Here is a 25,160-nt window from a genome sequence, read left to right as displayed (position 1 = left end):
GTTTCCGGCATTTTTGGCTACACTCAAGGCCATGCCTACCCCTGCCCCCCTCAAAGCCTCGCCGCGTTCCCTGTCCGGTCTGACGCCTTTTCTCATGCCTTACCGCGGCCGCATTGCGCTGGCGCTCATGTTTCTGGTGATGGCGGCGGTGGCCACCCTGGCTTTTCCAGTGGCCCTGCGTTACCTGATCGACGGCGGACTGGTGCAAACCGACAAGGGCGCGCAGGTGATGGCGCTGCGCGAACACTTTGTCGCCCTGTTTGCCGTGGCAGTGGCGCTCGGTCTGTTTTCGGCCGGCCGCTTTTACATGGTGAGCTGGCTGGGTGAGCGGGTGACCGCCGATTTGCGCAACGCGGTCTACGGCCATGTGCTGCAGCAAAGTCCCGAGTTTTTCGAAACCACGCAAACCGGCGAAGTGCTGTCGCGCCTCTCCGCCGACACCACGCTGGTGCAGACCGTGGTGGGCTCCTCGCTCTCCATGGGCTTGCGCAACACGGTGATGGGCATCGGTGCCTTGGGCATGCTGATCTGGACCAACCCCTATGTGATGGTTCAGGTGCTGGGGATACTGGTGCTGATCGTGGCACCCAGTCTGTGGTTTGGCCGGCGCGTGCGCAAGCTCTCGCGTGCCAGCCAGGACCGGGTAGCGGATTCGAGCGCGATCGCGGCCGAGGTGCTGAACGCCATTCCGGTGGTGCAAAGTTACACGGCGGAAGGGCGCGAAGCGGCCCGCTTCAATGCCTCGACCGACAGCGCTTTCCAGACGGCGGTGCGGCGCACCCGCGCCCGCTCGGTGCTGGTGGCCTTCATCATCATCGCCACCTCGGCCGCCCTGCTCTGGGGTTTGTACCAGGGCACGCAGGCCGTGATGGCCGGACGCATCAGTGCCGGTGATCTGGGCCAGACGGTGATGTACGTCATTATTTTGGCGAGCGCGTTCGCGATTTTGGGCGAGGTCTATGGCGACCTGCTGCGCGCCGCCGGCGCGACCGAACGCCTGATGGAGTTGCTGGGCAGCCGCTCACCTATCGCTTCACCCTTAAATCCGGCTCTAGCCCCCGTGTTGCTTGCGGGTAGCGCTATTAAATTCGATGCAATCACGTTTCACTATCCGTCCCGCCCCAACCAGGCGGCACTGAGTGATTTTTCGCTGGCCGTCCAACCCGGGCAGACTGTCGCCATCGTGGGCCCCAGCGGCGCTGGCAAGAGTACGGTGTTCCAGTTGCTGCTGCGTTTTTACGATCCGACCTCGGGCCGGATCGTGCTCGACGGCGTGGCCACGCGCGACATGGCTTTGCATGATTTGCGCCAGCGCATCGGCATCGTGCCGCAGGACGCGGTCATCTTCTCCAACAGCGCGCTGGAGAACATTCGCTACGGCAAACCCGGCGCCAGCGACGATGAGGTGAAGGCCGCCGCCCAAGCGGCGTTTGCCGACGAATTCATCAAGGAACTGCCGCAAGGCTATGACACCTTCCTGGGCGAACGCGGCGTGCGCCTGAGCGGCGGCCAACGCCAGCGCATCGCGATTGCCCGCGCCATGCTGAAGAATCCACCGCTGCTGCTGCTGGACGAGGCTACCAGTGCACTGGATGCCGAGAGCGAACGCATGGTGCAGGCGGCGCTGGAGTCCGCCATGCGCGACCGCACGACGCTGGTGATTGCACACCGCCTGGCCACGGTGCAGAAGGCCGACCTGATTGTGGTACTGGATCACGGCCAGTTGGTGGAGCAAGGCACGCACGCCGAACTGGTGGCGCGTGGCGGTGTTTACGCGGGGCTGGCGGCGCTGCAATTCAACGCCTGAAGCGGAAGCTGCGGGCCTCTGGGAAGAGGCACAATGCCTGCCTCCACGGCTTGCCGCGGACGAGGGGGCTTACTGCAACTGGCCCTTGAGGGCCTCTGGCAAGGGAAAGGGCATGACGGCGATGCCCTCGTCGATGAGGGACTCGGTTTCTTCGCGCGAGGCTTTGCCGCGAATACCGCGCTCCTTGACCTCACCATAATGGATCTTGCGGGCCTCTTCGGCAAACCGGGTGCCGACGTCGTCGGTTTTTGCCAGGATGCGACGGGCGACAGCCATCCACGCGGTTTGCAGGGCTTGCTCCGGCTCGGCCGTCTCAACTACGTCCTGCGGAACAGACGCCTCGGCCCGGGCACTGCTCAGGTTGAGGCGGGGCGCGCTCATCATCTTGGTGATGGATGCGTCGCCGCACATCGGGCATGTCACCAGTCCACGTTCGCATTGCCCGAGAAAGTCCGCTTCCGACGCGAACCACCCCTCAAACACATGCTGATGAGCACACTGAAGATCCAGAACTTTCATTCGGCCATTATCCAGTGATGTCGGAGGTGACCGTTTTTTGCCAATTCAAATCCCACGCGCCGGACAAGACGTTCTGTAGCCATAGCGCAGCAGTCAGGGTTTTACCGTCGGTCACCTGACCATCACGGCACCATTGCAACAATTCTGCCGGGGTGGCCGTGAATACATCCAGAAACTCGCCCTGGTCAAGATGGCGCTGACCCGGGGACAAACCACGCGCAAACCAGATGTCGATGAATTCAGTGGAGTAAGAAATGACCGGGTGCAACACCCCTGCGCGCGCCCACTCTGTGGCGGTATAGCCGGTTTCTTCCTGCAATTCACGCTGTGCGCAAGCCTGTGTATCTTCGCCAGAATCGAGCTTGCCGGCGGGAAACTCAATCATCACCTGTCCAACGGGATAGCGAAACTGCCGCTCCAAGACAATGCGAACCTCACCGGACGCGTCTTCTATCAGCGGAACAATCATGACGGCCCCGGAATGCAGAACGTATTCGCGGCTTGCGCTTGTGCCGTCCGGAAGACTTACGGTATCGCGAAAGGCATGCAGAAACTTCCCCCGCAGCAACTCTTCGCTGGCGAGTTTTTCTTCGATCAAGTGGCGATCATTCATCACAGCGGCAAAAACCTGGTCGCGGCAGTTGACGCGGTAGCGATAGAAAAAACCAGGTTAACCCGGTCAGTTCCCTAGCATCTGCACGATCGCATTGGCGCACAAAGCCATCAGGCCTCCTGGCACCAGGCCCAATATCAGTACCAGCGCCCCGTTGACCGATAGCACGGCCCGAACATCGAGTGGCGCTGACACGGTGCTGGCCGTAATGGGTTGATCAAAGTACATGACTTTGACGACGCGCAGGTAATAGAAGGCACCAATCAAGGACATCATCACGGCAAACACGGCCAAACCGATATGCATCGGCTGACCCGACGCGATCAACGCCTGCAAAACCGAAAGCTTGGCATAAAAGCCCACCATCGGTGGAATGCCGGCCAAAGAGAAAAGACAGATGGCCATCACGCCAGCGTACAAGGGGCTGCGCTCGTTCAGACCGGCGAAATCAGAAATTTCTTCACTCTCAAAGCCATCGCGGGCGAGCAAGAGGATGACCCCGAAACTTGCCAACGTCGTCAAGACATAAGTGATGACGTAGAACATGGACGAGCTGTAGGCATTGGCGGCGGAATGGATGTTGCCATTGATCACGCCCGACATCAGCCCCAGCAGGACAAAACCCATCTGCGAAATGGTCGAGTACGCGAGCATGCGCTTGAGATTGGTCTGCGCAATGGCCGCCAAATTACCAATGAGCAGCGAACCGATCGACAACACCATCAACATTTGTTGCCAGTCAATGGCCAGCGGTAACATGCCCTCCACCAACAAGCGAATGAAGATGGCGAAGGCGGCCAGCTTGGGCGCGCCGCCGATGAGCAAGGTCACGGCAGTCGGAGCGCCCTGGTACACATCGGGGATCCACATGTGAAACGGCACCACACCCAGCTTGAAAGCGAGGCCGGCTACAACAAACACCAAACCGAACACGAGGACCTGATGCTTGATCTGTCCCGAATTAATGGCTTTGAACACCGCATTCACATCCAGCGAACCGGTGGCACCGTACATCATCGACATGCCATACAGCAGGAAACCCGAGGCCAATGCGCCCAGCACGAAGTACTTCATCGCCGCTTCGGTCGCCGTGGCATTGTCCCGCCGCAAAGCCACCAGCGCGTAACTGGAGAGTGTGAGCAACTCCAGCCCCATGTAAATAACGAGGAAGTTATTGCCGGAGATCATGACGAACATGCCCAGCAAGGCAAACATACTCAGCGAGAACATCTCACCACCGCGCAGCATGTCACGGTCGCCCGCGTAAGGACGGCCGTACACCAGGGTCACCATCACAGCCACAGTGGCAAAACATTTGAGCCAATTGCCCATCTGGTCACTGACGACCATATTGCCGAAGCCGTAGAGTGTGGCGCCACCACTGGCATAAAGTGCCTGCAAGGTTGCCACAACAGCCAGGGTGAATAGCGTCAGCACATAAGTCATTGTGCGGCGCGGACTCTTCACCCCGAGATCGACCAGCGCAATCACGCAGGCCATGGCAAGCAGGATGATTTCGGGGTAAACCGAGATCCAACTGAGTTTATCGATCATGTTCCATCTCTTAGTTCAATTTGGTCAATTCAGACTGATCAATTCAGTTTGGACAAAGCAACATGCTTGAGCAGTTCCGTTACCGACGTGTCCATCACGTCCGTAAACGGCTTCGGATATATACCCATGTACAGGACCGCGATGGCCAACAGGGCCAGCATCAAAAACTCACGGCTATTGATATCGGTCAGTGCCTTGACGTGGTGGTTGGCCACTGGACCCAGGTAGACGCGCTTGAACATCCACAAGGTGTAGGCCGCGCCGAATATCAACGCACTGGCTGCACCAAATCCAAGCCAGAAATTAGCTTTGACAGCACCGAGAATTACCATCCATTCACCGACGAAGCCTGCGGTACCCGGCAGACCGCAATTGGCCATCGCAAACAGCAGGGCAAACGCCGTGAACTTGGGCATGGTATTGACGACGCCACCGTAGCTGGCGATCTCGCGGGAGTGAACCCGGTCATACAACACGCCAATAGACAGGAACATGGCGGCCGACACAAAGCCGTGCGCGATCATCTGCACAATCCCCCCCGACACGCCCAAGTCACTGAAGATGAAGAAACCAAGGGTCACAAAACCCATGTGCGCGACGGAAGAATAAGCGACCAGCTTTTTCATGTCCTTCTGCACCATGGCCACCAACCCCACATAAATGACGGCAATCAGGGACAAAGCAATCATCAGCCACGCCCACTCCCGAGTGGCATCCGGCGCAATCGGCATGGAGAAACGAAGAAAACCATAGGCGCCGAGCTTGAGCATGATGGCAGCCAGCACAGCAGAGCCACCGGTGGGGGCTTCAACGTGCACATCAGGCAACCAAGTGTGTACCGGCCACATAGGCACCTTCACGGAGAACGCGGCCAGGAACGCAAAGAACAGCAATGTCTGGGTTGTGCTGCCCAGTGGCAGCGAGTGCCACAGGGCGAGGTCAAAACTGCCACCCGACTTGATATACAGAAAGATCAGTGCAATCAGCATCAAAAGTGAGCCGAGCAGCGTGTACAAGAAAAACTTGAACGCGGCGTAAATCTTGTTTGGTCCGCCCCAGATACCGATGATCAGGTACATCGGGATCAAGGTGGCTTCAAAAAACACGTAGAACAGCATGCCATCCAGCGCGCAAAAAACGCCGATCATCAAGCCACTCAGGATCAAGAACGCACCCATGTACTGATTGACCCGGCGAGTGATGGACTCCCAACTGGCGATCACGACCACCACATTGATGAACGCCGTTAGCAACACAAACCAGAGCGAAATGCCATCCACTCCGAGGTGATAGTTGACATTAAAGCGCTCGATCCATGGCGCCTTTTCGACAAACTGCATGGCCGCCGTGCCAAGTTTGAAACTGGCATACAAGGGCAAGGTCACAAGAAAGCTGGCAACGGCACCGATCAGTGCGACCCAGCGCACAGTACGCGCCTGATCATCACGACCGAGTGCCAGCAGCACGACACCAAAAATGATTGGCGTCCAAATCGCCAGGCTCAACAAACCCATTTTTTTTATTCTCCTACTTGAGCCAGACGAAATACGTCATCAGCACAAAAACACCCATGATCATGGCGAACGCATAGTGGTACAGGTACCCCGATTGCACTCGACGAGCCGCGCCGGACACCCATGCCACCACTTTCCACGAACCATTGACAACCGTGCCATCAATCAGGAACTCATCCCCCCCCTTCCACAATCCGGTCCCTAGAGCCCTGGCACCACGGGCCAGGACGTGTTCATTGAACCAGTCCATGTAGTACTTGTTCTCAAGCAAGGTGTAGATCGGTTGGACGCGGGCTTTGATGGCTGCAGGCAGGGCGGGATTGACCATGTACATGTAGTACGACGTTGCCACACCGGCCAGTGCAAGCCAGAACGGCAGCGTTGTCAAGGCGTGCCAAGCCATTTGCGCGGGGCCATGGAAAGCCTTGGCCAGTTCTTCCATCGCGGCGTGTTTTTCCCCATTGATGAAGATCGCATCCTTGAAAAACTCGCCAAACAGCATCGGCTGAATGGTCATGAAACCGATCACGACGGAAGGAATCGCCAGCAGGATCAAAGGTACGGTGACCACCCAGGGCGACTCATGCGGCGCACTATGTTCTTCATGGTGGTGATGCGGATCGGGCTCTTCGCTCGCGTCGTGGTGGTGCCGATCCGGATTTTGGTCAAAACGCTCCTTGCCATGAAACACCAGGAAATACAGACGGAATGAGTAAAACGCCGTGACAAAAACACCGGCCAATACCGCAAACGAGGCGAAACCAGCGCCGGGCAGGTGGCTTTCGTGAACCGCTTCAATAATGCTGTCCTTGGAATAGAAACCTGCGAACAGCGGCGTTCCAATGAGAGCCAGGGAACCCAGCAGGGAGGTGATCCAGGTGATGGGCATGTACTTGCGAAGACCCCCCATCCAGCGGATGTCCTGATTGTGATGCACGCCCATGATGACCGAACCAGCCGCAAGAAACAGCAGTGCCTTGAAAAACGCATGCGTCATCAAATGGAAGACCGCCACCGAATAGGCCGATGCACCGAGTGCGACCGTCATGTACCCCAGTTGGGACAACGTGGAGTACGCCACCACGCGCTTGATGTCGTTCTGGATGATGCCCAAGAAGCCCATGAACAAAGCCGTGATGGCACCGATCACCAATACAAAGTTAAGCGCCGTCTCACTGAGTTCAAACAGAGGCGACATACGCGCCACCATGAAAATGCCGGCAGTCACCATGGTCGCCGCATGAATCAATGCGGAAATAGGCGTGGGGCCTTCCATGGAATCCGGCAACCAGACGTGCAGGGGAAACTGGGCCGATTTCCCCATCGCGCCAATGAACAGACAGATGCAGATGACCGTGATGAGCATCCAGTCAGTGCCCGGGAAACTCAGCTTGGCGAGATCCGCCGCTTTGGCAAAGGCTTCGGTGTAATTGAGCGTGCCCGTGAAAGCAACGATCAATCCGATGCCAAGAATGAAGCCAAAGTCTCCCACGCGGTTGACTAAAAAGGCTTTCATGTTGGCGAAAATCGCCGTGGGTTTGTTGAACCAGAAGCCAATCAGCAAATACGAGACCAGCCCAACCGCCTCCCAACCAAAGAACAACTGCAGCATGTTGTTGCTCATCACCAGCATCAGCATGGAGAAGGTGAAGAGCGAAATGTAGGAAAAGAAGCGGTTATAGCCCTCGTCTTCTTCCATGTAGCCAATGGTATAGATATGCACCATCAAGGATACAAAAGTCACCACGCACATCATCATCGCCGTGAGGCCATCGACGAGAAACCCAATTTCCATCTTGAGCCCACCCACCACCATCCATGTGTAGAGGGTTTCATTGAAACGGGCACCATCCAGTACCACGCTCTTGAGCGTCATAGCGGATAAGACGAATGACAGCAGCACGCCCAGAATGGTGATTGAGTGCGACATGCGACGGCCAATCCAGTTGCCACCAAATTTGGTGCCAAGAATACCGGCCAGCACAGCCCCGACCAGCGGAGCCATCGGGACTGCGAGAAGTGTTGAAGAGACTAGGGTTTGACTCATCTTATTAACCCTTGAGCGTATTGAGTTCGTCCACATTGATGCTGGACTTGTTGCGAAACAGCAGCACCAAAATGGCCAGTCCAATCGCCGATTCTGCGGCAGCGACGGTCAGAATAAAGAACACGAAAATCTGTCCGTGCATGTCGCCAAGGTAGTAGGAGAAGGCTACAAAATTCGTATTGACGGCCAGCAGCATGAGCTCGATGGCCATCAGCAGAACAATCAGATTTTTTCGATTAAGAAATATGCCGACCACTGACAGCGCAAACAGCATCGCGCCGAGTGAAAGAAAATGTCCAAGTGTCACCGTCATACTTTTTTCTCTGCAGTCATTGTGGTCGCGGCATCGTCAGCAGCCGCGGCTTGAGTAGCCGGCATTTTGAGCACAGTCATCCGGTCTTTTGCCTTCACCCGTACCTGGTCGGACGGGCTAACGTACTTGCTATCCTTGCGTTGGCGAAGCGTCAGTGCGATGGCCGCAATCATGGCGACCAGCAGAATCGCCGCGGCAATTTCAAGTGGATAGAGGTACTGGGTATACAAGAGTTTGCCGAGCTCGCGGCTATTGGATATCTCTGCAGTTGCCTGCCCTACGACTGCAATCGCGTGAGGCTCGTCGGCATCCCGAAATCCCCCCATCATCACAGCCGCCATTTCCAGGGCTATCAGCACGCCCACCACGGCCGCCAGCGGGAAATGCTTCCAAAAGCCCTGGCGAGCGCTGTCGACGTTGACATCCAACATCATCACGACAAACAGGAATAACACCATCACCGCCCCCACATACACCAGTACCAGTATGATGGAGAGAAACTCAGCCTTGAGCAGCATCCAGACCATGGCGGCCTGGAAGAATGCAAGCACGAGGAATAAAACGGCGTGAACGGGATTGCGGGCCGTAATCACCCTGAATGCGGCGAACAACAGCACCGCCGAGAATACATAAAACAAACCGGTCTTGACATCCATGGGGTGTAATTTCTTTCTTGCAGCTGATCAGCGGTACTTGGCATCCGCTGCCTTATTGGCGGCAATTTCGTTCTCAAAACGATCGCCAACAGCCAGCAACATCTCTTTGGTGAAGTACAAATCACCGCGTTTTTCACCGTGATACTCAAGAATATGGGTTTCAACAATCGAATCGACCGGACAACTTTCTTCACAGAAGCCGCAAAAAATGCACTTGGTCAGGTCAATGTCATAACGGCTGGTGCGACGCGAACCATCGTCCCGCACTTCGGATTCAATCGTGATCGCCAAGGCGGGGCACACAGCCTCGCACAGCTTGCAGGCAATACAACGTTCTTCCCCGTTTTCGTACCGGCGCAAAGCGTGCAGTCCCCGAAATCTGGGTGACAGAGGTGTCTTCTCTTCCGGAAACTGTATCGTCACTTTGCGACGGAAAGCGTAGCGCCCGGTCAACGCAAGACCCTTGAGCAATTCCAGCAACAGGAAACTGGCGAAAAAGTCCTTGAGGGAGAACGTGGATGGGGCAGGATTGGGTGTAATTGTGGACATCATCAACTCCTGTTAATTCCAGATATTGAAGGAGGTCTGCATCCAGGCGCCAATGACAATCAGCCAGACCAGTGTCACCGGTATGAAAATCTTCCAGCCCAAACGCATGATTTGGTCATAACGAAACCGCGGAAAGGTCGCACGTACCCAAATAAACAGACTGACCACCGCGCAGGTCTTCAATCCCAACCAGATCCAGCCCGGAATCCAGTTGAACAGTACGCTGTCAAACGGCGACAACCATCCGCCCAAAAACATGATGGCCGCGAGAATGGAAATCAGCCACATGTTGGCGTATTCGGCAAGGTAGAACATGGCATAGGACATGCCCGAATACTCAACCATGTGCCCGGCCACAATTTCAGCCTCACCTTCCACCACGTCAAAAGGATGACGATTGGTTTCAGCCAGACCCGAGATGATATAAACCACAAAAATTGGCAGGAGCGGCAACCAGTTCCAGGAGAGGAAGTTGAGCCCCATATGCGCGAAATAGCCCTTACCCTGCCCCGTGACAATGTCAGTCATATTCATGCTGGCCGACACCATGAGGACAACCACCAGACAAAAGCCCATGGCGATTTCATAGCTCACCATCTGCGCCGATGCACGCATGGCCCCCAAAAAGGAGTACTTGGAGTTGGAAGCCCAGCCCGAAATCACCACGCCATAGACTTCCATTGAGGTGATGGCCATCACGAATAACAGACCGGCATTTATATTGGCCAAAGCAATATCGGGTCCAAACGGAATGACGGCCCACGCGGCCATAGCCGGCATGATGGTCAGAATGGGACCGATGAAGAACAGGCCCTTGCTGGCAGCCGTAGGCAACAAGATTTCTTTACCCAGCAGCTTCAAGGCATCCGCGATCGGTTGCAGCAAGCCCAAAGGACCGACCCGGTTGGGGCCCACACGAACCTGCATCCAACCCAAAAACTTTCGTTCCCACAACGTGAGATAGGCGACCGCGCCCATCAGAGGCAGAACCACCACGACGATCTTGATCAGGGTCCAGATCACCGGCCAGACCACGCCCGGCCACCAAGCCGCGTCCAGCAGGCCTTGTCCAAAATTGAAAATGGCATCAATCATGCTGCGGCCTCCTGCACCACGTCAATACGTTTGGCGTCCGCCGTAAGCTGCAGGCTCGCTGCACGACGCACCGTACCATCCAGTGCATAGATCCTCGCCACCACCGGTGCGACGGTCGCAGGTGTCAGATCCACGGCAGCTTGCGTCATGTTGCCCAGCAACTCTGCTGACACATTCGCCTCGGTCGCTGACGGCATGCCAGACACTTGTTTGAGTACTTCGTCGGAAGAGTCAAAGTCAAAACCCGGTACATCCAACAAATTGGCCAATACGCGAAGAACCTTCCAGGCCGGACGAGTTTCACCCAATGGTTTGACCACGGCATGGAAACTTTGCGCGCGTCCCTCCGCATTGACAAAAGTACCCGAGGTTTCAGTGAAAGGAGCAATTGGCAGCAGCACATCGCTGAATGCCATATTCGACTTGAACGGACTGAGCGTCACAACCATCTGGGCTTGCGAAAGGCTGCTCATGGCAGATACACCCAATGCCGAGTCAAACTCAGGTTCATTGTTCAATAGCAGGACCGCTTTGAGCCCGCCGCCGAGCATTTGCCCCGCATTCAGGCCACCTGGCCCAGGGACTGCATTCGCGAGTTGTGCCCCCACGGTGTTGGCGGCTTCAGTGAGATAACCCACCGTTGCACCGGTTTGTTCACCAATCCAGTTTGCGAGCGCCAACAGGCTTGAGGCCTTGGCATGATGCGCCGCCGCATTGCCCAACAAAATAGCTTTGCGCTCGCCAGCCAGCAAAGACTTTGCAATGGCGCAAGCGGACTCACTGGCATGACCCGCGGCCGGTGACGAAACACCCTTGTCGGCGGCCACTGCTGCTGCGACATCTGCCAGCGCCTGCACCCAGATACTGGCATCACACAGCAGGGAGTTAGCAACGGGCATGGCCCAGTCCTCTGCCACGGATTGAATAGCATTCACTGCGCATCCCTTGCGGGCTGCCTGTCGAATTCTCTGGGCAAACAGGGGATGATCCTTGCGCAGGCTGGAGCCAACCACCAGCACACGCTGGAGCTCGGACAAGGACGCAATGGAGGTCCCCAGATAGCGCACACCTTCACTTGCAGTGAACTCGGCGTTGCGCAGGCGGTAATCAACGTTTTGACTGCCCAGACCACGCATCAATGCGCTGGCGAGCGACAACTCCTCAAGCGTACTGTGTGGGCTGACCAACGCACCAATGCTGGCGGCACCGTGCTCAGACTTGATTTGCTTCAGACCATTGGCAACATATTCAAGAGCAGTCTGCCAATCCACAGACGCCCACGCCCCGCCCTGCTTGAGCATGGGGCTCGTCAGACGTTGGTCACTGTTCAAAGCCTCGTAGGAAAAACGATCGCGGTCGGCAATCCAACATTCATTGACGCTCTCGTTTTCGAATGGAACGACACGCATCACCTTGTTGTTCTTGACCTGCACGATCAAATTGGCACCGGTCGAATCGTGCGGACTGACTGACTTGCGCCGCGACAACTCCCACGTCCGGGCACTGTAACGAAATGGCTTGCTCGTCAAGGCGCCAACCGGGCAGATGTCAATCATGTTGCCCGACAGTTCCGAGTCAACCGAGTGGCCGACAAAGGTTTCGATCTCGGCGTGTTCACCACGATGCGACATGCCCAACTCCATCACGCCGGCCACTTCCTGGCCAAACCGAACGCAACGGGTACAGTGAATGCAACGGGTCATTTCCTGCATCGAGATCAGGGGACCGACATCCTTGACGGCCACAACCCGTTTTTCTTCCTCGTAACGCGAAGAAGACGCGCCATACCCAACAGCGAGATCCTGCAGTTGGCACTCACCCCCCTGATCACAAATGGGGCAGTCCAACGGATGATTGATCAGCAGGAACTCCATAACAGATTTCTGTGCCTTGATCGCCTTGTCACTCTTGGTGCGGACAATCATGCCCTGCGTCACCGGGGTGGCACAGGCCGGCATTGGTTTCGGCATTTTTTCCACGTCCACCAGGCACATGCGGCAATTCGCTGCAATGCTGAGCTTCTTGTGATAGCAAAAATGCGGGATATAGGTGCCAGCCTTGTCTGCGGCGTGCATGATCATGCTGCCTTCAACAATGTCGACCTTCTTGCCGTCGAGTTCAATTTCAATCATCGTAAGACTCGCTCAGACGTAGGCGGGGACCATGCAGGTCTTGTGCGCTACGTGATATTCAAATTCATGACCGAAATGCTTGATCATGGCGCGAACGGGCATGGCCGCCGCATCGCCCAAGGCACAAATGGTTCGTCCCTGAATATCTTCAGCGACCGAATTCAGCAACTCCATGTCAGCAGGACGACCCTGCCCATTTTCAATGCGATTCACCACCCGCCACAACCAACCGGTCCCTTCGCGGCACGGCGTGCACTGACCACACGACTCATGCATATAAAAGTAGCTCAGGCGCTGCAGACTTTTGACCATGCAACGACTGTCATCCATGACAATCACCGCACCCGACCCCAGCATCGAACCCGCTTTGGCGATGGAGTCATAGTCCATCGTGCAGTCCATCATGATGCTGGCCGGCAAAACAGGCGACGAGGAGCCACCAGGAATCACGGCTTTAAGCTGGCGGCCACTGCGCACGCCACCCGCGAGTTCGAGCAACTGGGAGAACGGCGTGCCCATCGGGATTTCATAATTCCCCGGCAACTCCACATCACCGCTGATCGAATAAATCTTGGTGCCACCGTTATTGGGCTTGCCGCAGGCAAGATAGGCCGCCCCCCCATTTCGGATGATCCACGGCACGGCAGCAAAGGTTTCCGTATTGTTGATGGTTGTCGGTTTTCCGTACAGACCAAAACTTGCCGGAAACGGCGGTTTGAACCGGGGTTGGCCCTTCTTGCCTTCCAGAGATTCCAGCAGCGCAGTTTCTTCACCGCAGATGTAGGCACCGAACCCGTGTGCGGCATGCAACTGAAAAGTGAAATTACTCCCCAGAATGTTATTGCCTAACAGACCCGCGGCACGCGCCTCTTCCAGTGCTTCTTCGAAGCGGTCATAGCTGGCAAAGATTTCACCATGGATGTAGTTGTAGCCGACCGTGATGCCCATGGCATACGCGGCAATGATCATGCCCTCAATGACAATGTGCGGATTGAATTGCAGAATGTCGCGGTCTTTGCAGGTGCCGGGTTCTCCCTCGTCGGAGTTGCACACTAGGTATTTTTGCCCCGGGAACTGGCGTGGCATGAAGCTCCATTTGAGACCCGTAGGGAAACCGGCCCCACCACGACCCCGCAATGAAGATTCCTTGACGACAGCGATAACCTGGTCTTGCGTCAAACCCTCGCCACCATCTTTTCCAAGAATCTTGCGTAGCGCTTGGTACCCACCACGCGCCTCATAGTCCTTCAAACGCCAATTGCGACCATTCAAGTCAGTAAGGATTTGAGGATTGATGTGCCGATCATGAAAGCAGGTCTGGACACCCGTCGCCTGAAATTGGGCGAGAATTTTGTCGGCCATCATGATTTATCCCCGCAGGTGCGCAGACCGTCAACCAGCTGGTCCAATTTATCATTGCTCATGAAGCTACACATTGTGCGATCGTTCACCAGCAGCACAGGGGAATCTGCACAGGCACCAAGACATTCACATTGCTGCAAAGTGAAAAGACCATCGGGTGTCGTGTCCCCCATGCCGATACCCAGCTTCTGCTCCAGATGTTTGAGAGCCCGTCCACCATCACGCAACTGGCATGGCAAATTGGTACACACATTGAGCTTGTACTTGCCAACAGGCTGTTGGTTGTACATGTTGTAGAAGGTGGTGACTTCGTGCACCGCAATGGGCGCCATGCCAAGATAGTTGGCCACAACCTTTTCGCTTTCAATGCTCACGTAACCGATTTCTTGCTGAACAATAGCCAAGCACGCCATGACCGCGGACTGCTTTTGATCAGCAGGGTATTTCGCGACTTCCCTGGCAAAGCGCGCCATGGCAACATCTGAAATTGCTTGAGGAACAGCTTCTGTGATCATCGATCAATCTCTCCAAACACAATATCCATGGTTCCGATCACGGCCACGACGTCGGCGATCATGTGCCCGCTTGACATCTCATTCAGGCCGGCCAAATGCACGAAACCTGGCGGACGAATCTTCAATCGGTAGGGCTTGTTAGCACCATCGCTCACGATGTAAATGCCAAATTCACCCTTGGGGTGCTCCACAGCTGCATAGGCCTCCCCTTCGGGCACGTGGAAGCCTTCCGTGAACAACTTGAAATGATGAATCAACTCTTCCATGTTGGACTTCATGGATTCGCGATCCGGCGCGGCAACTTTGTGGTTGTCCGTGATCACCGGGCCGGGGTTGACACGCAACCAGTCCACACATTGCTTGATGATGCGATTCGACTGCTTCATCTCTTCCATGCGAACCAGATAGCGATCGTAGCAATCGCCGGTCTTGCCGACGGGAATATCAAAATCCATACGATCGTAAACATCGTAAGGCTGCTTCTTGCGCAAATCCCACGCCACACCTGATCCGCGCAGCATGGCACCGGTAAAGCCCATGTTCAGGGCTCGTTCAGCCGTTACCACGCCAATATTCACTGTGCGCTGTTTCCAGATGCGATTTTCCGTGAGCAGTGTGTGGTATTCCCCCAGATACGTCGGGAAACGCTGGGTGAAATCATCAATAAAGTCCAGCAAGGACCCCTGGCGGTTGCTGTTGAGCTCTGCAATACCCTTGGCGTTGCGAACCTTGTTCGCCTTGTACTGAGGCATGGTATCGGGCAGATCCCGGTATACACCGCCCGGACGAAAGTACGCCGCGTGCATGCGGGCACCACTGACAGCCTCGTACATATCAAACAAATCTTCGCGCTCGCGAAACGTGTAGATCAGAATCGTCGAACTACCACAATCATTCCCATGCGAACCGAGCCACATCAGGTGATTGAGCAAACGTGTAATTTCGGCAAACATCACGCGGATGTACTGGGCACGCACAGGTACTTCGAGGCCCAGCAACTTCTCGATCGCCAAGCAGTAAGCGTGCTCATTGCACATCATCGACACATAGTCGAGGCGGTCCATGTAGGGCAGCGACTGAATGTACGTCTTGCTTTCGGCCAGCTTTTCCGTGGCCCGATGCAGCAGACCGATATGCGGGTCGGCGCGCTGAACCACCTCACCGTCGAGCTCGAGCACCAAACGGAGAACGCCGTGTGCGGCCGGGTGCTGTGGTCCGAAGTTAAGGGTATAGTTTTTTATTTCAGCCATGACACAAACCGCCTAGTGCAGGCCTCCATAGTTGTCTTCGCGGATGATGCGCGGTGTGATTTCGCGTGGCTCAATCGTGACAGGCTGATACACAACGCGCCTGCTTTCTGCGTCGTAGCGCATTTCAACATGCCCACTCAAAGGAAAATCTTTACGGAACGGGTGACCAATGAAACCGTAATCCGTCAGAATGCGACGCAAATCGTTGTGTCCTTCAAAAACGATGCCAAACAGGTCAAATGCTTCGCGCTCGAACCAGTTAGCTGAATTCCAGATTTGAGTCACCGAGGCAAGCACCGGAAAATCGTCGTCCGGCGCAAACACTTTCAGGCGGAGTCGCTGATTCAGGCTAACGGACAGCAAGTGCAGCACGACGCAATAGCGCGAACCCTCACGGCCAATGCCTTTGTAGTCGGAGTAATCCAGTCCACACAAATCAACCATTTGCTCAAAGCAGAGGTCCGGTGCATCGCGCAAGATTTTGGCGACGTCCAGATAGTCGGCAGCACCCACCACCACCGTCACCTCACCCAATGCAACGCCGATGTGCTTGATCTTGTCACCCAGCGCCGCAGCGATAGTATTTTTTAGAGTTTCAGGATTTACAGCAAAAACAGTCATCCGAAGTCCTTCAGGCACGCGCAATGGTCTGCGTGCGGCGAATTTTTTGCTGCAACTGCATGATGCCGTAGATCAAGGCTTCAGCGGTCGGCGGGCAACCAGGCACATAGACATCAACCGGCACAATCCGGTCGCAACCACGCACCACCGAATAACTGTAGTGGTAATAGCCACCGCCGTTGGCGCATGACCCCATGCTGATCACCCAGCGCGGCTCCGACATTTGGTCATAAACCTTGCGCAACGCAGGAGCCATCTTGTTGCACAGCGTGCCGGCCACGATCATCAAATCGGACTGACGCGGGCTCGCGCGAAACACTTCCGCCCCAAAACGACTGATGTCGTAGCGGGCTGCGGCAGCATGCATCATCTCCACCGCACAGCAAGCCAGACCAAAAGTCATGGGCCACACCGAACCGGTCTTGGCCCAGTTCATCACCGAGTCATAACTGGTGGTGACAAAACCTTCTTTTAATACGCCTTCAATCATCTGCTACTCCCAGTCCAGGGCGCCCTTTTGCCACATGTAAACAAAACCAATGGCAAGAACACCAACGAACTCTGCACCAATTAAAAAACCAAGAGTCCCCGTGTCTTTAAGGGACACCGCCCAGGGAAACAAAAAGGCAGTTTCCAAATCAAACAAAATGAATAAAATTGCGACGAGGTAGTAGCGGACATCGAATTTCATCCGCGCATCTTCAAATGCCTCGAAGCCGCACTCGTAAGGGGAATTTTTTGCTGGATCAGGCCGATTGGGACCCAGAATATAACCAAGCACCTGAGGAACAATGCCTACAGCAATGCCAACCAGGATGAACATAAGAACGGGCAGGTACTGATCAAGGTTCATCTGGGGATTCTGATCAAAGTCTTTACTTGCTGCATTAATCTACAACAAGCATATTTGTTTGGTGCCGTCGGCGAGACTCGAACTCGCACAGCTTTCGCCACTACCCCCTCAAGATAGCGTGTCTACCAATTTCACCACGACGGCGGCTTTCAGATGTCTAAGTTGCGTGAGGAACCTTGCGGCTTTTGCTTCCTAAACAGAACTAGAGTTTACCCTGAAATAGCCCTATTTCCTGACGGAAACAGGCAATTTCAGCAGCAATTATTTGGAAGGAATTTGTGCTGCACCGGATGCTGGCGTTACAGGCACGACAGCGGCCGGGGCGGGTGCTGTGACGGCTGCTCCTTCAAGCACACTGCCTGAAGGAGCCGCTGGTCGGGCCGCGCCAAAATAAGCAAGCAACAGGGTGCAAACAAAGAACACAGTGGCCAGCACGGCCGTCGTCCGCGACAGAAAATTTGCACTGCCACTGGCGCCAAACAAACTGCCCGAACCGCCGCTGCCAAAAGCAGCGCCCATATCAGCGCCCTTCCCGTGTTGCACCAGAATCAGGCCGACCATAGCCACTGCGGAAATCATCTGAACAGCCAGAAGGATGGTTAGAAAAACGCTCATTGAATACTCCTAAATATGTAGCAACCAAAACCCAATAATTAAAGGGCAGAGGCAATAATCGATAAAAAGTCTGGAACCTTGAGCGACGCGCCGCCCACCAGGCCGCCATCGATGTCAGGCTGCGCGAGCAATTGCGCTGCGTTGGCCGCATTCATGCTGCCACCATAAAGAATGTGAATTCGGTCTGCCTGAGGTGAGGCGGCTTTCAACTGTGCCCGCAACACGGCATGCACCTGCTGCGCCTGTTCGACACTGGCCGTCTTGCCCGTGCCAATAGCCCAAACAGGCTCATACGCCACCACGATCTCACTGATGCAATGACCATTGGTATGAATCACGGCGGCGAGTTGTCGCTTGACCACCTCTTCGGTCTTGCCAGCTTCACGTTCAGCCAGGGTCTCGCCCACGCACACGATGGGCGTGATGCCGCCCGCCAGCGCACGTTGAGCCTTGGCCGCGACAACGGCATCGGTCTCGAAGTGGTATTGACGCCGCTCGGAGTGGCCGACCAATGCATAGCGCACGCCAAATTCCTTGAGCATGGCGCCAGAAATTTCACCCGTAAAGGCGCCGATTTCATGCTCGGAAACGTCTTGCGCGCCGAGATCAATGGCGCTATCGGCCAACAGTGCATGCACCTGGGCCAAATAGACAGCGGGCACACACAGCGCCACCTGGCAGCCCGGGGTTCCCAGACCGGTCAGAAGACCTTTGATCAAGGCCTCATTGGCAACCAGACTGCCATTCATCTTCCAGTTGCCTGCGATCAGTTTCTTTTTCATGCCTCATCCCAAGTCAAAACAATTTTTCCCACGTGCTGGTTCGATTCCATCAGTTCGTGTGCCTTGGCCGCATCTTGCGCCGCAAACGTACTGTGAATCACCGGCTTGATACGCCCACTCTCGATGAGTGGCCAAACATTTTTCAGACACGCTTGCGCAATTGCTTCCTTGAAGGCAATCGGCCGTGCCCGCAATGTTGAGCCCGTCACTGTGAGGCGCCGACGCAGAACCAGGCCGGCGTTGATTTCACTCTTGACGCCGCCCTGCACAGCAATGATGACCAAGCGGCCATCTTCACTCAAGCACTGAATTTCTTTGGCGACATAGCTGCCAGCAACCATGTCCAGAATCACATTCACGCCTTGCCCGCCGGTCAAACGCTTGACCTCGTCCTGAAAATCGTGCGTCTTGTAGTTGATCGCATGATCGGCACCCAAGGCCAGGCACGCCGCGCATTTTTCATCACTGCCTGCCGTCACGATGACCTGCGCGCCCATGGCTTTGGCCAGCTGGATGGCGGTCACGCCAATACCGCTGGAGCCCCCCTGGATTAACAGCGTTTCGCCTGCTTGCAGACGAGCCCGGTCAAAGACATTGCTCCAGACCGTGAAGAACGTCTCGGGCAAGGAGGCGGCCTCGACATCGCTCAGGCCTTTGGGCACCGGAAGGCATTGCCCTATGGGTGCCACGCAAAATTCAGCGTAACCACCACCAGCGACCAAGGCACAAACACGATCGCCCAGCTTGAAACCTACGCGCGCCATTTCCTGCGCATCGCCCTGCTCGATCACACCGGCCACTTCCAGCCCCGGAATATCCGATGCGCCCGGCGGCACCGGGTAGTTGCCCGTGCGTTGCAGGACATCCGGCCGGTTCACACCGCTGGCCGACACGCGAATGAGCAGCTCATCCACGCCCGGCACAGGCATTGGCCGCTCACCCAGACGTAAAACGTCGGGTGGGCCAAAAGAGCTGATTTCGATAGCTTTCATGGTCATTTCAGGCGATAGCGCTCATGCTATATGCGTAAGGCGCTATCAATTTCATAACAAACAAAAACAATCAAGTTCAAGCGTGGTGATCAGAACCCGTCTGGGCCGGACGGTCCAGCAGAGCCTTCATGGACAACTTGATACGGCCTTTTTCGTCGGTCTCCATGACCTTCACGCGGACGATCTGGCCTTCGGTCAGGTAGTCAGAGACTTTTTCGACACGCTCATGGGCGATCTGGCTGATGTGCAACAGCCCATCTTTGCCAGGCAGCAAGTTGATCAAAGCGCCGAAGTCCAGAATCTTGGTGATCGGGCCTTCGTAGATCTTGCCGATTTCGACTTCTGCGGTGATCTGCTGAATACGGCGTTTAGCTTCTTCGGCCTTGGCGGGATCAGCCGACGCGATGGTGATGGTGCCATCTTCATCTATGTTGATCTGGGTGCCGGTTTCTTCGGTCAGCGCACGGATCACCGAGCCGCCCTTGCCGATCACGTCACGGATCTTCTCGGGGTTGATCTTCATGGTGAACAGGCGTGGTGCGAAGGTGGACACTTCGGTCTTGGCTTCGGCCATGGCTTCCTGCATCTTTCCCAGGATGTGCATGCGCGCTTCCTTGGCCTGCGCCAATGCGACTTGCATGATTTCCTTGGTGATGCCCTGGATTTTGATGTCCATCTGCAGCGCGGTGATGCCGTTGGTGGTACCGGCGACCTTGAAGTCCATGTCGCCCAGATGATCTTCGTCACCCAGAATGTCGGTCAGCACGGCGAAGCGGCCTTCGTCCTTGATCAGACCCATGGCGATACCGGCCACGTGGGCTTTCATGGGCACGCCGGCGTCCATCAGGGACAGGCAACCGCCGCAGACCGAAGCCATCGACGAGGAGCCATTGGACTCGGTGATTTCCGATACGACACGCATGGTGTACGGAAACTCTTCTTTGCTCGGCAAGACAGCCATCAGGGCACGTTTGGCCAGACGACCGTGACCGATTTCACGACGCTTGGGCGTACCGACACGACCCGTTTCGCCGGTGGCGAACGGAGGCATGTTGTAGTGCAGCATAAAGCGGTCTTCGTACTCGCCAGCCAGGGCATCAATACGCTGCGCATCGCGCTCGGTGCCCAGGGTGGTGACCACCAAAGCCTGGGTTTCGCCACGCGTGAACAAGGCAGAACCGTGAGTGCGGGGCAGCACGCTGTTGCGGATTTCAATGGCGCGCACAGTGCGCGTGTCGCGGCCGTCGATACGTGGCTCGCCGGCCAGAATCTGGCTGCGCACAATCTTGGCTTCGATATCGAACAACATGCCTTCAACGGCGACGCTGTCAAACGGAACGCCATCCAATTTCAGGTCAGCCATCACGACGGCGTACGCTTCACGGCAAGCGCGGGTACGGGCTTGTTTGTTGCGAATTTGGTAAGCAGCGGCGAGTTTTTCGCTGGCCAGCGCGCCGACCTTGGCGATCAGTGGCTCGTCCTTGGCGGGGGCTTTCCAGTCCCACACCGGCTTGCCGGCATCGCGCACCAGCTCATGGATCGCATTGATGGCGATGTTGCCTTGCTCGTGGCCAAACACCACGGCGCCGAGCATGATTTCTTCGCTCAGTTGCTGGGCTTCCGACTCCACCATCAACACGGCGGCTTCGGTACCGGCGACGACCAGATCCATGACGGAATCCTTGCGAGCAGTCTGACCGGGGTTGAGCACGTATTCGCCATTGACGTAGCCCACACGGGCAGCGCCGATGGGGCCGCTGAAGGGAATGCCGCTGACGGACAAGGCGGCGCTCACCGCGATCAGGGCGGCAATGTCTGCGTCAACTTCAGGGTTCAAGGACAGCGTGTGAACGACCACATGCACTTCATTGAAAAAACCTTCCGGGAACAGCGGGCGGATCGGACGGTCGATCAGGCGGCTGGTCAGCGTTTCAAACTCGCTGGGACGGCCTTCGCGCTTGAAGAAGCTGCCGGGGATCTTGCCAGCGGCATAGGTTTTTTCCAGGTAGTCGACGGTCAGGGGGAAGAAATCCTGGCCGGCCTTGCCTTCGGTCTTGGCGACAACGGTGGCCAGCACCACGGTGCCATCCATGTCCAGCAGCACGGCGCCAGTGGATTGACGGGCGATTTCGCCGGTTTCCATGGTGACGGTGTTTTGACCCCATTGGAAGGTCTTGGTGACTTTGTTGAATATGCTCATTTTTATCTCCTGGTCAATATGGGAAGTGCAGGCCACTTCGCCCGAGCCCGGATGCAGCGTCACAGAACACGATGCCATTCCAGGGAAATTCGACTCAAATTTCTCTGGAATGACACAGCTTCGCTCCGTTATTGCCTTCTCCGAAGTAAAAAACGCCTGAGCTAGCAACCTAACTCAGGCGTTCATCATTCGATGGATCGATTACTTACGCAGACCCAACTTGGCGATCAGCGCGGTGTAACGGTCAGCGTCTTTGGACTTCAGGTAGTCCAGCAGCTTGCGGCGGCGGCTCACCATGCGCAACAGGCCACGGCGACCATGGTGGTCTTTGGCGTGGGTCTTGAAGTGGGGGGTGAGTTCGTTGATACGGGCGGTCAACAGCGCAACTTGCACTTCAGGACTGCCTGTGTCACCGGCTTGGCGTGCGTTGTCTTTGACGACAGCGGCTTTGATACTGGATGCGATCATTTTGTTTTCCTGTTTGATGTGGACTTGCGTCAGGCGCTGGAACTGCCCCTGACGTGTGCTTGTGCAAAGTGCAAAGCCATTCAATTATAGCCAATCCTGCTGTTGCGGACTTCTGGCCCCCTCCACGGCGGCCGGATCGGGTCCGGCATGGCCCTCTACCGGGGCTGGGACGACAGCCATTTGTTCAGCCGGGCCACACCCTCCACCAGCCGCTGTGGATCTTTTGATGCAAAGCACCAGCGCAGCCAGCCCTGCGCCTCGGGCGCAAAGGCATCACCCGGCGCCAGGCCCAAGCCGGCCTCTACCACCAGCCGTTTGGCCGTGGCGAGGGAGTCGCCAAAACCGTCCAGTTTGAAAAAGGCATACATACCGCCGCGTGCCGGCGCCACCTGAATGCCGGGAATCGCCTGCAACAGGGGAATCAGCGTGTCACGGCAGGTTTTCAGATGCGCCACCACTTGGGGCGTCACCTCGTCCGTGCGCTGCAGGGCCACCACACCGGCCCGCTGTGTAAACACACTGGCGCACGAGGTGTTGAACTCAATCAGCTTGCCCATGTGCTGCGTCATGGCTGGCGGCATCACCAGCCAGCCCAGCCGCCAGCCGGTCATGAGAAAACTCTTGGAAAAGCTGTGCACCACGACCAGGCGGTCATCGGGTGTGGCGACATCCAGAAAACTCGGCGCGCAGCCGCTGGGCGTGGCCTCGTAGTAGAGCCGCTCGTACACCTCGTCGGCCAGGATCCAGGTGCCGGTGCTGCGGCAATGATCGAGGATACGCTGCTGTTCCTCGCGCGTGAGGGTCCAGCCGGTTGGGTTATTCGGGGCGTTGATGATCAACACCTTGGTGGCGCTCGTGACGGCCGCCAGCAGCGCGTCCATGTCCAGCGTCCACACACCATCGACCGGGCTCAGCGCCACACACTTGACGCGGGCGCCCAGGATGGCAGGTTGCGCCGTCAGGTTGGGCCACACCGGCGTCACGGCCACGACCTCGTCCCCCGCATCGATCAGTTGCTGTATGGCCAGCATCAGCGCGTTGACGCCACCGCTGGTGACGGCCACCCGGTCCACGCCAATCGGACCGTGGCGTGCACTCATGTAGGTCGAAATTGCCTCGCGCAACTCGGGCAGGCCCAGGTTGTGCGAATAAAAAGTCTCGCCGCGCTGCAGCGACTCGATGGCCGCCTGACGGATGAAATCAGGCGTGACTTCGTCGCTCTCGCCAAACCAGAAGGCCAGCACATCGCTGCGCCCCATGCCCGCATTGGCGACTTCGCGGATACGGGACTCTTCAAGGTTCAGGATGACTTGGCGCATGGCGGGCTCAGGTTAAGAAATGGATTACTGCACGGGTCGTTGCATCTTGCAGGTGGTGGGCAGCTCGGCACTGGCTGCGGCGATGGTCTTGATGACCCGAAAGCCATAGCCCGAGCCCTCCACATCAAACTTGACGCCAGGCGCGCCTTGCCGGTCCATCACGCCCACCACGAGCGGCTGCTGGAACTGGTGGTCGGACGCCCGCATCACCCCGTTTTGCGAAGCAAAAGTGACATTCGCTTTTTCCAGCTGTGTCGCGACAGCTAACGAATCCGTAGTCCCTGCCTTTTCAATCGCCTGCGCCAGCGACTCCACCATCAGTTGCATGCGCATGTGCACATAGTCGTCGGCCGGCTTAGGGAAACGCTGGCGAAAAGACTGGTAGAAGGCGTCGCTGGACGCAGTTTGCACATTCGGCAACCAGTCGGCCACGGCCACCACTTTGCCGATGCCGGCATCGCCGATCGCCGCCGGCGCGCCCAGCGCATTGCCGTAGAAGGTGTAGAACTTGCCTTCAAAGCCGACCTCTTTGGCGGCCTTGACCAGCAAGGTCAGGTCGTTGCCGAAGTTGCCGGTGATGACCGCTTGTGCGCCACTGGCCTTGATCTTGGTGGCATAGGGCAAAAAATCCTTGACGCGACCCATGGGGTGCAGCTCTTCTCCCACCAGTTGGATGTCCGGGCGCAGCAGGCCGAGTTGGCGTTTGGCTTCGCGCGCCACGGCGTGACCAAAGCTGTAGTCCTGGCCCAGGATGTACACGCTCTTGAGCGACTTGTCTTCTTTCAGAACGGTCATCAAGGCGGTCATGCGCATATCGGCGTGCGCATCGAAACGGAAGTGCCAGAAGCTGCATTTTTCGTTGGTCAAAATGGGATCGACCGCCGCGTAGTTCAGGAACACCACGCGCTTGGCCGGTTCGCGTTCGTTGTGCTTGTTGATGGCATCAATCAAGGCCGCCGCCGTGGCCGACGAATTGCCCTGCATGATGAAGCGCGCACCATCGTCGATGGCCGATTTGAGCGCCGACAGCGCCTCCTCGGTTTGGCCCTTGCTGTCGTAACGCTCCAGCGCCAGCGGATGATTGCCGGCGGGCACCGTTGCCGTTGCGGCCAACTTCACCCCGCCGCGCGCATTGACGCGCTCCATCGCCCAGTACAGGTTGCGAAACACCGCTTCGCCGGTATTGCCAAACGGTCCGCTCAGACCTTCGATCATGGCGACCTTGATCGGTGCAGACGCGGACACAGGCGCCGGCTGCGCCATTCCCAAGGCCGGCGCACATAGCGCCACTGCCAGCAATTTCAAGGCTTTGCGGGGAAGAATAAACATATGGGGATCTCTCTTGAATACGGCCGCTTCATTCGCAGATTCGATGCATGCGGAG

Annotated in this window: 24 protein-coding genes and 1 tRNA gene; 1 reads left to right on the top strand and 24 read right to left on the bottom strand. The window is 56.7% G+C overall.

Annotated features, from left to right (window positions below; all coding sequences use genetic code 11):
- Positions 1–31 precede the first annotated feature (31 nt).
- The gene (locus C5P05_RS32850; RefSeq protein WP_114974210.1) at positions 32–1,807 is read left to right on the top strand and encodes an ABC transporter transmembrane domain-containing protein; all 1,776 of its coding nucleotides are present in this window, start codon (positions 32–34) and stop codon (positions 1,805–1,807) included.
- 69 nt (positions 1,808–1,876) lie between these two features.
- Here the strand turns inward: C5P05_RS32850 and C5P05_RS32845 are convergent, their stop codons facing one another.
- The 24 genes from C5P05_RS32845 to C5P05_RS32730 form a co-directional block, all read right to left on the bottom strand.
- Positions 1,877–2,326, bottom strand: coding sequence for a DUF1178 family protein (locus tag C5P05_RS32845; RefSeq protein ID WP_114974050.1), 450 nt, complete (start codon positions 2,324–2,326; stop codon positions 1,877–1,879).
- Between the two features lie 7 nt (positions 2,327–2,333).
- Positions 2,334–2,939 (bottom strand): NUDIX domain-containing protein, encoded by a 606-nt coding sequence (locus C5P05_RS32840; RefSeq protein WP_114974049.1) that lies wholly within the window; start codon positions 2,937–2,939, stop codon positions 2,334–2,336.
- 66 nt (positions 2,940–3,005) lie between these two features.
- A complete protein-coding gene (nuoN, locus tag C5P05_RS32835) occupies positions 3,006–4,493 on the bottom strand; it encodes an NADH-quinone oxidoreductase subunit NuoN (RefSeq protein ID WP_114974048.1) in 1,488 nt (495 codons plus the stop codon).
- Between the two features lie 38 nt (positions 4,494–4,531).
- A complete protein-coding gene (locus C5P05_RS32830; protein WP_114974047.1) occupies positions 4,532–6,007 on the bottom strand; it encodes an NADH-quinone oxidoreductase subunit M in 1,476 nt (491 codons plus the stop codon).
- 13 nt (positions 6,008–6,020) lie between these two features.
- Entirely contained in the window at positions 6,021–8,054 is a 2,034-nt protein-coding gene (nuoL, locus tag C5P05_RS32825; RefSeq protein ID WP_114974046.1) for an NADH-quinone oxidoreductase subunit L, read from the bottom strand.
- A gap of 4 nt (positions 8,055–8,058) precedes the next feature.
- Entirely contained in the window at positions 8,059–8,367 is a 309-nt protein-coding gene (gene nuoK, locus C5P05_RS32820) for an NADH-quinone oxidoreductase subunit NuoK (protein ID WP_114974045.1), read from the bottom strand.
- Positions 8,364–9,023: an NADH-quinone oxidoreductase subunit J gene (locus C5P05_RS32815; RefSeq protein WP_114974044.1), complete on the bottom strand. Its 660-nt coding sequence runs from the start codon at positions 9,021–9,023 to the stop codon at positions 8,364–8,366. The genes nuoK and C5P05_RS32815 overlap by 4 nt, the downstream gene beginning before the upstream one ends.
- A 27-nt stretch (positions 9,024–9,050) precedes the next feature.
- The gene (gene nuoI, locus C5P05_RS32810) at positions 9,051–9,572 is read right to left on the bottom strand and encodes an NADH-quinone oxidoreductase subunit NuoI (RefSeq protein ID WP_114974209.1); all 522 of its coding nucleotides are present in this window, start codon (positions 9,570–9,572) and stop codon (positions 9,051–9,053) included.
- Between the two features lie 12 nt (positions 9,573–9,584).
- A complete protein-coding gene (gene nuoH, locus C5P05_RS32805; protein WP_114974043.1) occupies positions 9,585–10,667 on the bottom strand; it encodes an NADH-quinone oxidoreductase subunit NuoH in 1,083 nt (360 codons plus the stop codon).
- Positions 10,664–12,799, bottom strand: coding sequence for an NADH-quinone oxidoreductase subunit NuoG (gene nuoG / locus C5P05_RS32800; RefSeq protein ID WP_114974042.1), 2,136 nt, complete (start codon positions 12,797–12,799; stop codon positions 10,664–10,666). The genes nuoH and nuoG overlap by 4 nt, the downstream gene beginning before the upstream one ends.
- Before the next feature lie 12 nt (positions 12,800–12,811).
- Entirely contained in the window at positions 12,812–14,164 is a 1,353-nt protein-coding gene (gene nuoF, locus C5P05_RS32795; RefSeq protein WP_420130795.1) for an NADH-quinone oxidoreductase subunit NuoF, read from the bottom strand.
- Positions 14,161–14,676, bottom strand: coding sequence for an NADH-quinone oxidoreductase subunit NuoE (nuoE, locus tag C5P05_RS32790; RefSeq protein WP_198674935.1), 516 nt, complete (start codon positions 14,674–14,676; stop codon positions 14,161–14,163). Before nuoE ends, nuoF begins: the two co-directional genes overlap by 4 nt.
- Complete coding sequence (locus C5P05_RS32785; RefSeq protein ID WP_114974040.1) at positions 14,673–15,926, bottom strand: NADH-quinone oxidoreductase subunit D; 1,254 nt, start codon at positions 15,924–15,926, stop codon at positions 14,673–14,675. Before C5P05_RS32785 ends, nuoE begins: the two co-directional genes overlap by 4 nt.
- A 12-nt stretch (positions 15,927–15,938) precedes the next feature.
- Positions 15,939–16,547, bottom strand: coding sequence for an NADH-quinone oxidoreductase subunit C (locus C5P05_RS32780; protein ID WP_114974039.1), 609 nt, complete (start codon positions 16,545–16,547; stop codon positions 15,939–15,941).
- 10 nt (positions 16,548–16,557) lie between these two features.
- Entirely contained in the window at positions 16,558–17,037 is a 480-nt protein-coding gene (locus C5P05_RS32775) for a NuoB/complex I 20 kDa subunit family protein (RefSeq protein WP_114974038.1), read from the bottom strand.
- A gap of 3 nt (positions 17,038–17,040) precedes the next feature.
- Positions 17,041–17,400, bottom strand: a complete 360-nt coding sequence (locus C5P05_RS32770; RefSeq protein ID WP_114974037.1) for an NADH-quinone oxidoreductase subunit A — start codon at positions 17,398–17,400, stop codon at positions 17,041–17,043.
- A 59-nt stretch (positions 17,401–17,459) separates the two neighbouring features.
- Positions 17,460–17,544 (bottom strand) — tRNA-Leu (locus tag C5P05_RS32765).
- Positions 17,545–17,661: 117 nt separating this feature from the next.
- Positions 17,662–18,015 (bottom strand): preprotein translocase subunit SecG, encoded by a 354-nt coding sequence (gene secG / locus C5P05_RS32760; RefSeq protein WP_114974036.1) that lies wholly within the window; start codon positions 18,013–18,015, stop codon positions 17,662–17,664.
- Positions 18,016–18,053: 38 nt separating this feature from the next.
- The gene (tpiA, locus tag C5P05_RS32755; RefSeq protein ID WP_114974035.1) at positions 18,054–18,797 is read right to left on the bottom strand and encodes a triose-phosphate isomerase; all 744 of its coding nucleotides are present in this window, start codon (positions 18,795–18,797) and stop codon (positions 18,054–18,056) included.
- A complete protein-coding gene (locus C5P05_RS32750; protein WP_114974034.1) occupies positions 18,794–19,789 on the bottom strand; it encodes an NAD(P)H-quinone oxidoreductase in 996 nt (331 codons plus the stop codon). The genes tpiA and C5P05_RS32750 overlap by 4 nt, the downstream gene beginning before the upstream one ends.
- Positions 19,790–19,865: 76 nt before the next feature.
- Positions 19,866–21,989, bottom strand: coding sequence for a polyribonucleotide nucleotidyltransferase (gene pnp / locus C5P05_RS32745; protein ID WP_114974033.1), 2,124 nt, complete (start codon positions 21,987–21,989; stop codon positions 19,866–19,868).
- 201 nt (positions 21,990–22,190) lie between these two features.
- Positions 22,191–22,457, bottom strand: a complete 267-nt coding sequence (gene rpsO, locus C5P05_RS32740; protein WP_114974032.1) for a 30S ribosomal protein S15 — start codon at positions 22,455–22,457, stop codon at positions 22,191–22,193.
- Between the two features lie 155 nt (positions 22,458–22,612).
- Positions 22,613–23,776 (bottom strand): pyridoxal phosphate-dependent aminotransferase, encoded by a 1,164-nt coding sequence (locus C5P05_RS32735; protein WP_114974031.1) that lies wholly within the window; start codon positions 23,774–23,776, stop codon positions 22,613–22,615.
- 24 nt (positions 23,777–23,800) lie between these two features.
- The gene (locus C5P05_RS32730; RefSeq protein WP_114974030.1) at positions 23,801–25,105 is read right to left on the bottom strand and encodes a branched-chain amino acid ABC transporter substrate-binding protein; all 1,305 of its coding nucleotides are present in this window, start codon (positions 25,103–25,105) and stop codon (positions 23,801–23,803) included.
- Between the last annotated feature and the right edge of the window lie 55 nt (positions 25,106–25,160).

The organism is Rhodoferax ferrireducens (genome assembly GCF_003347515.1).
Classification (GTDB): Bacteria; Pseudomonadota; Gammaproteobacteria; order Burkholderiales; family Burkholderiaceae_C; genus Rhodoferax.
This window is presented reverse-complemented; position numbering and strand designations above follow the sequence as displayed.

Excerpts from the sequence above, each read along its gene's own strand:
- nuoI (WP_114974209.1), bottom strand. The coding sequence starts at position 9,572 with ATGTCCACAATTACACCCAATCCTGCCCCATCCACGTTCTCCCTCAAG.
- nuoH (WP_114974043.1), bottom strand. The coding sequence starts at position 10,667 with ATGATTGATGCCATTTTCAATTTTGGACAAGGCCTGCTGGACGCGGCT.
- C5P05_RS32775 (WP_114974038.1), bottom strand. The coding sequence starts at position 17,037 with ATGATTGAAGGCGTATTAAAAGAAGGTTTTGTCACCACCAGTTATGAC.
- C5P05_RS32850 (WP_114974210.1), top strand. The coding sequence starts at position 32 with ATGCCTACCCCTGCCCCCCTCAAAGCCTCGCCGCGTTCCCTGTCCGGT.
- C5P05_RS32785 (WP_114974040.1), bottom strand. The coding sequence starts at position 15,926 with ATGGCTGAAATAAAAAACTATACCCTTAACTTCGGACCACAGCACCCG.
- pnp (WP_114974033.1), bottom strand. The coding sequence starts at position 21,989 with ATGAGCATATTCAACAAAGTCACCAAGACCTTCCAATGGGGTCAAAAC.
- tpiA (WP_114974035.1), bottom strand. The coding sequence starts at position 18,797 with ATGAAAAAGAAACTGATCGCAGGCAACTGGAAGATGAATGGCAGTCTG.
- nuoL (WP_114974046.1), bottom strand. The coding sequence starts at position 8,054 with ATGAGTCAAACCCTAGTCTCTTCAACACTTCTCGCAGTCCCGATGGCT.
- rpsO (WP_114974032.1), bottom strand. The coding sequence starts at position 22,457 with ATGATCGCATCCAGTATCAAAGCCGCTGTCGTCAAAGACAACGCACGC.
- C5P05_RS32750 (WP_114974034.1), bottom strand. The coding sequence starts at position 19,789 with ATGAAAGCTATCGAAATCAGCTCTTTTGGCCCACCCGACGTTTTACGT.
- C5P05_RS32730 (WP_114974030.1), bottom strand. The coding sequence starts at position 25,105 with ATGTTTATTCTTCCCCGCAAAGCCTTGAAATTGCTGGCAGTGGCGCTA.
- C5P05_RS32815 (WP_114974044.1), bottom strand. The coding sequence starts at position 9,023 with ATGGATGTCAAGACCGGTTTGTTTTATGTATTCTCGGCGGTGCTGTTG.
- C5P05_RS32780 (WP_114974039.1), bottom strand. The coding sequence starts at position 16,547 with ATGACTGTTTTTGCTGTAAATCCTGAAACTCTAAAAAATACTATCGCT.
- nuoK (WP_114974045.1), bottom strand. The coding sequence starts at position 8,367 with ATGACGGTGACACTTGGACATTTTCTTTCACTCGGCGCGATGCTGTTT.
- nuoN (WP_114974048.1), bottom strand. The coding sequence starts at position 4,493 with ATGATCGATAAACTCAGTTGGATCTCGGTTTACCCCGAAATCATCCTG.
- nuoF (WP_420130795.1), bottom strand. The coding sequence starts at position 14,164 with ATGATGGCCGACAAAATTCTCGCCCAATTTCAGGCGACGGGTGTCCAG.
- C5P05_RS32830 (WP_114974047.1), bottom strand. The coding sequence starts at position 6,007 with ATGGGTTTGTTGAGCCTGGCGATTTGGACGCCAATCATTTTTGGTGTC.
- C5P05_RS32845 (WP_114974050.1), bottom strand. The coding sequence starts at position 2,326 with ATGAAAGTTCTGGATCTTCAGTGTGCTCATCAGCATGTGTTTGAGGGG.
- nuoG (WP_114974042.1), bottom strand. The coding sequence starts at position 12,799 with ATGATTGAAATTGAACTCGACGGCAAGAAGGTCGACATTGTTGAAGGC.
- C5P05_RS32770 (WP_114974037.1), bottom strand. The coding sequence starts at position 17,400 with ATGAACCTTGATCAGTACCTGCCCGTTCTTATGTTCATCCTGGTTGGC.
- nuoE (WP_198674935.1), bottom strand. The coding sequence starts at position 14,676 with ATGATCACAGAAGCTGTTCCTCAAGCAATTTCAGATGTTGCCATGGCG.
- secG (WP_114974036.1), bottom strand. The coding sequence starts at position 18,015 with ATGAGCGTTTTTCTAACCATCCTTCTGGCTGTTCAGATGATTTCCGCA.
- C5P05_RS32735 (WP_114974031.1), bottom strand. The coding sequence starts at position 23,776 with ATGCGCCAAGTCATCCTGAACCTTGAAGAGTCCCGTATCCGCGAAGTC.
- C5P05_RS32840 (WP_114974049.1), bottom strand. The coding sequence starts at position 2,939 with ATGAATGATCGCCACTTGATCGAAGAAAAACTCGCCAGCGAAGAGTTG.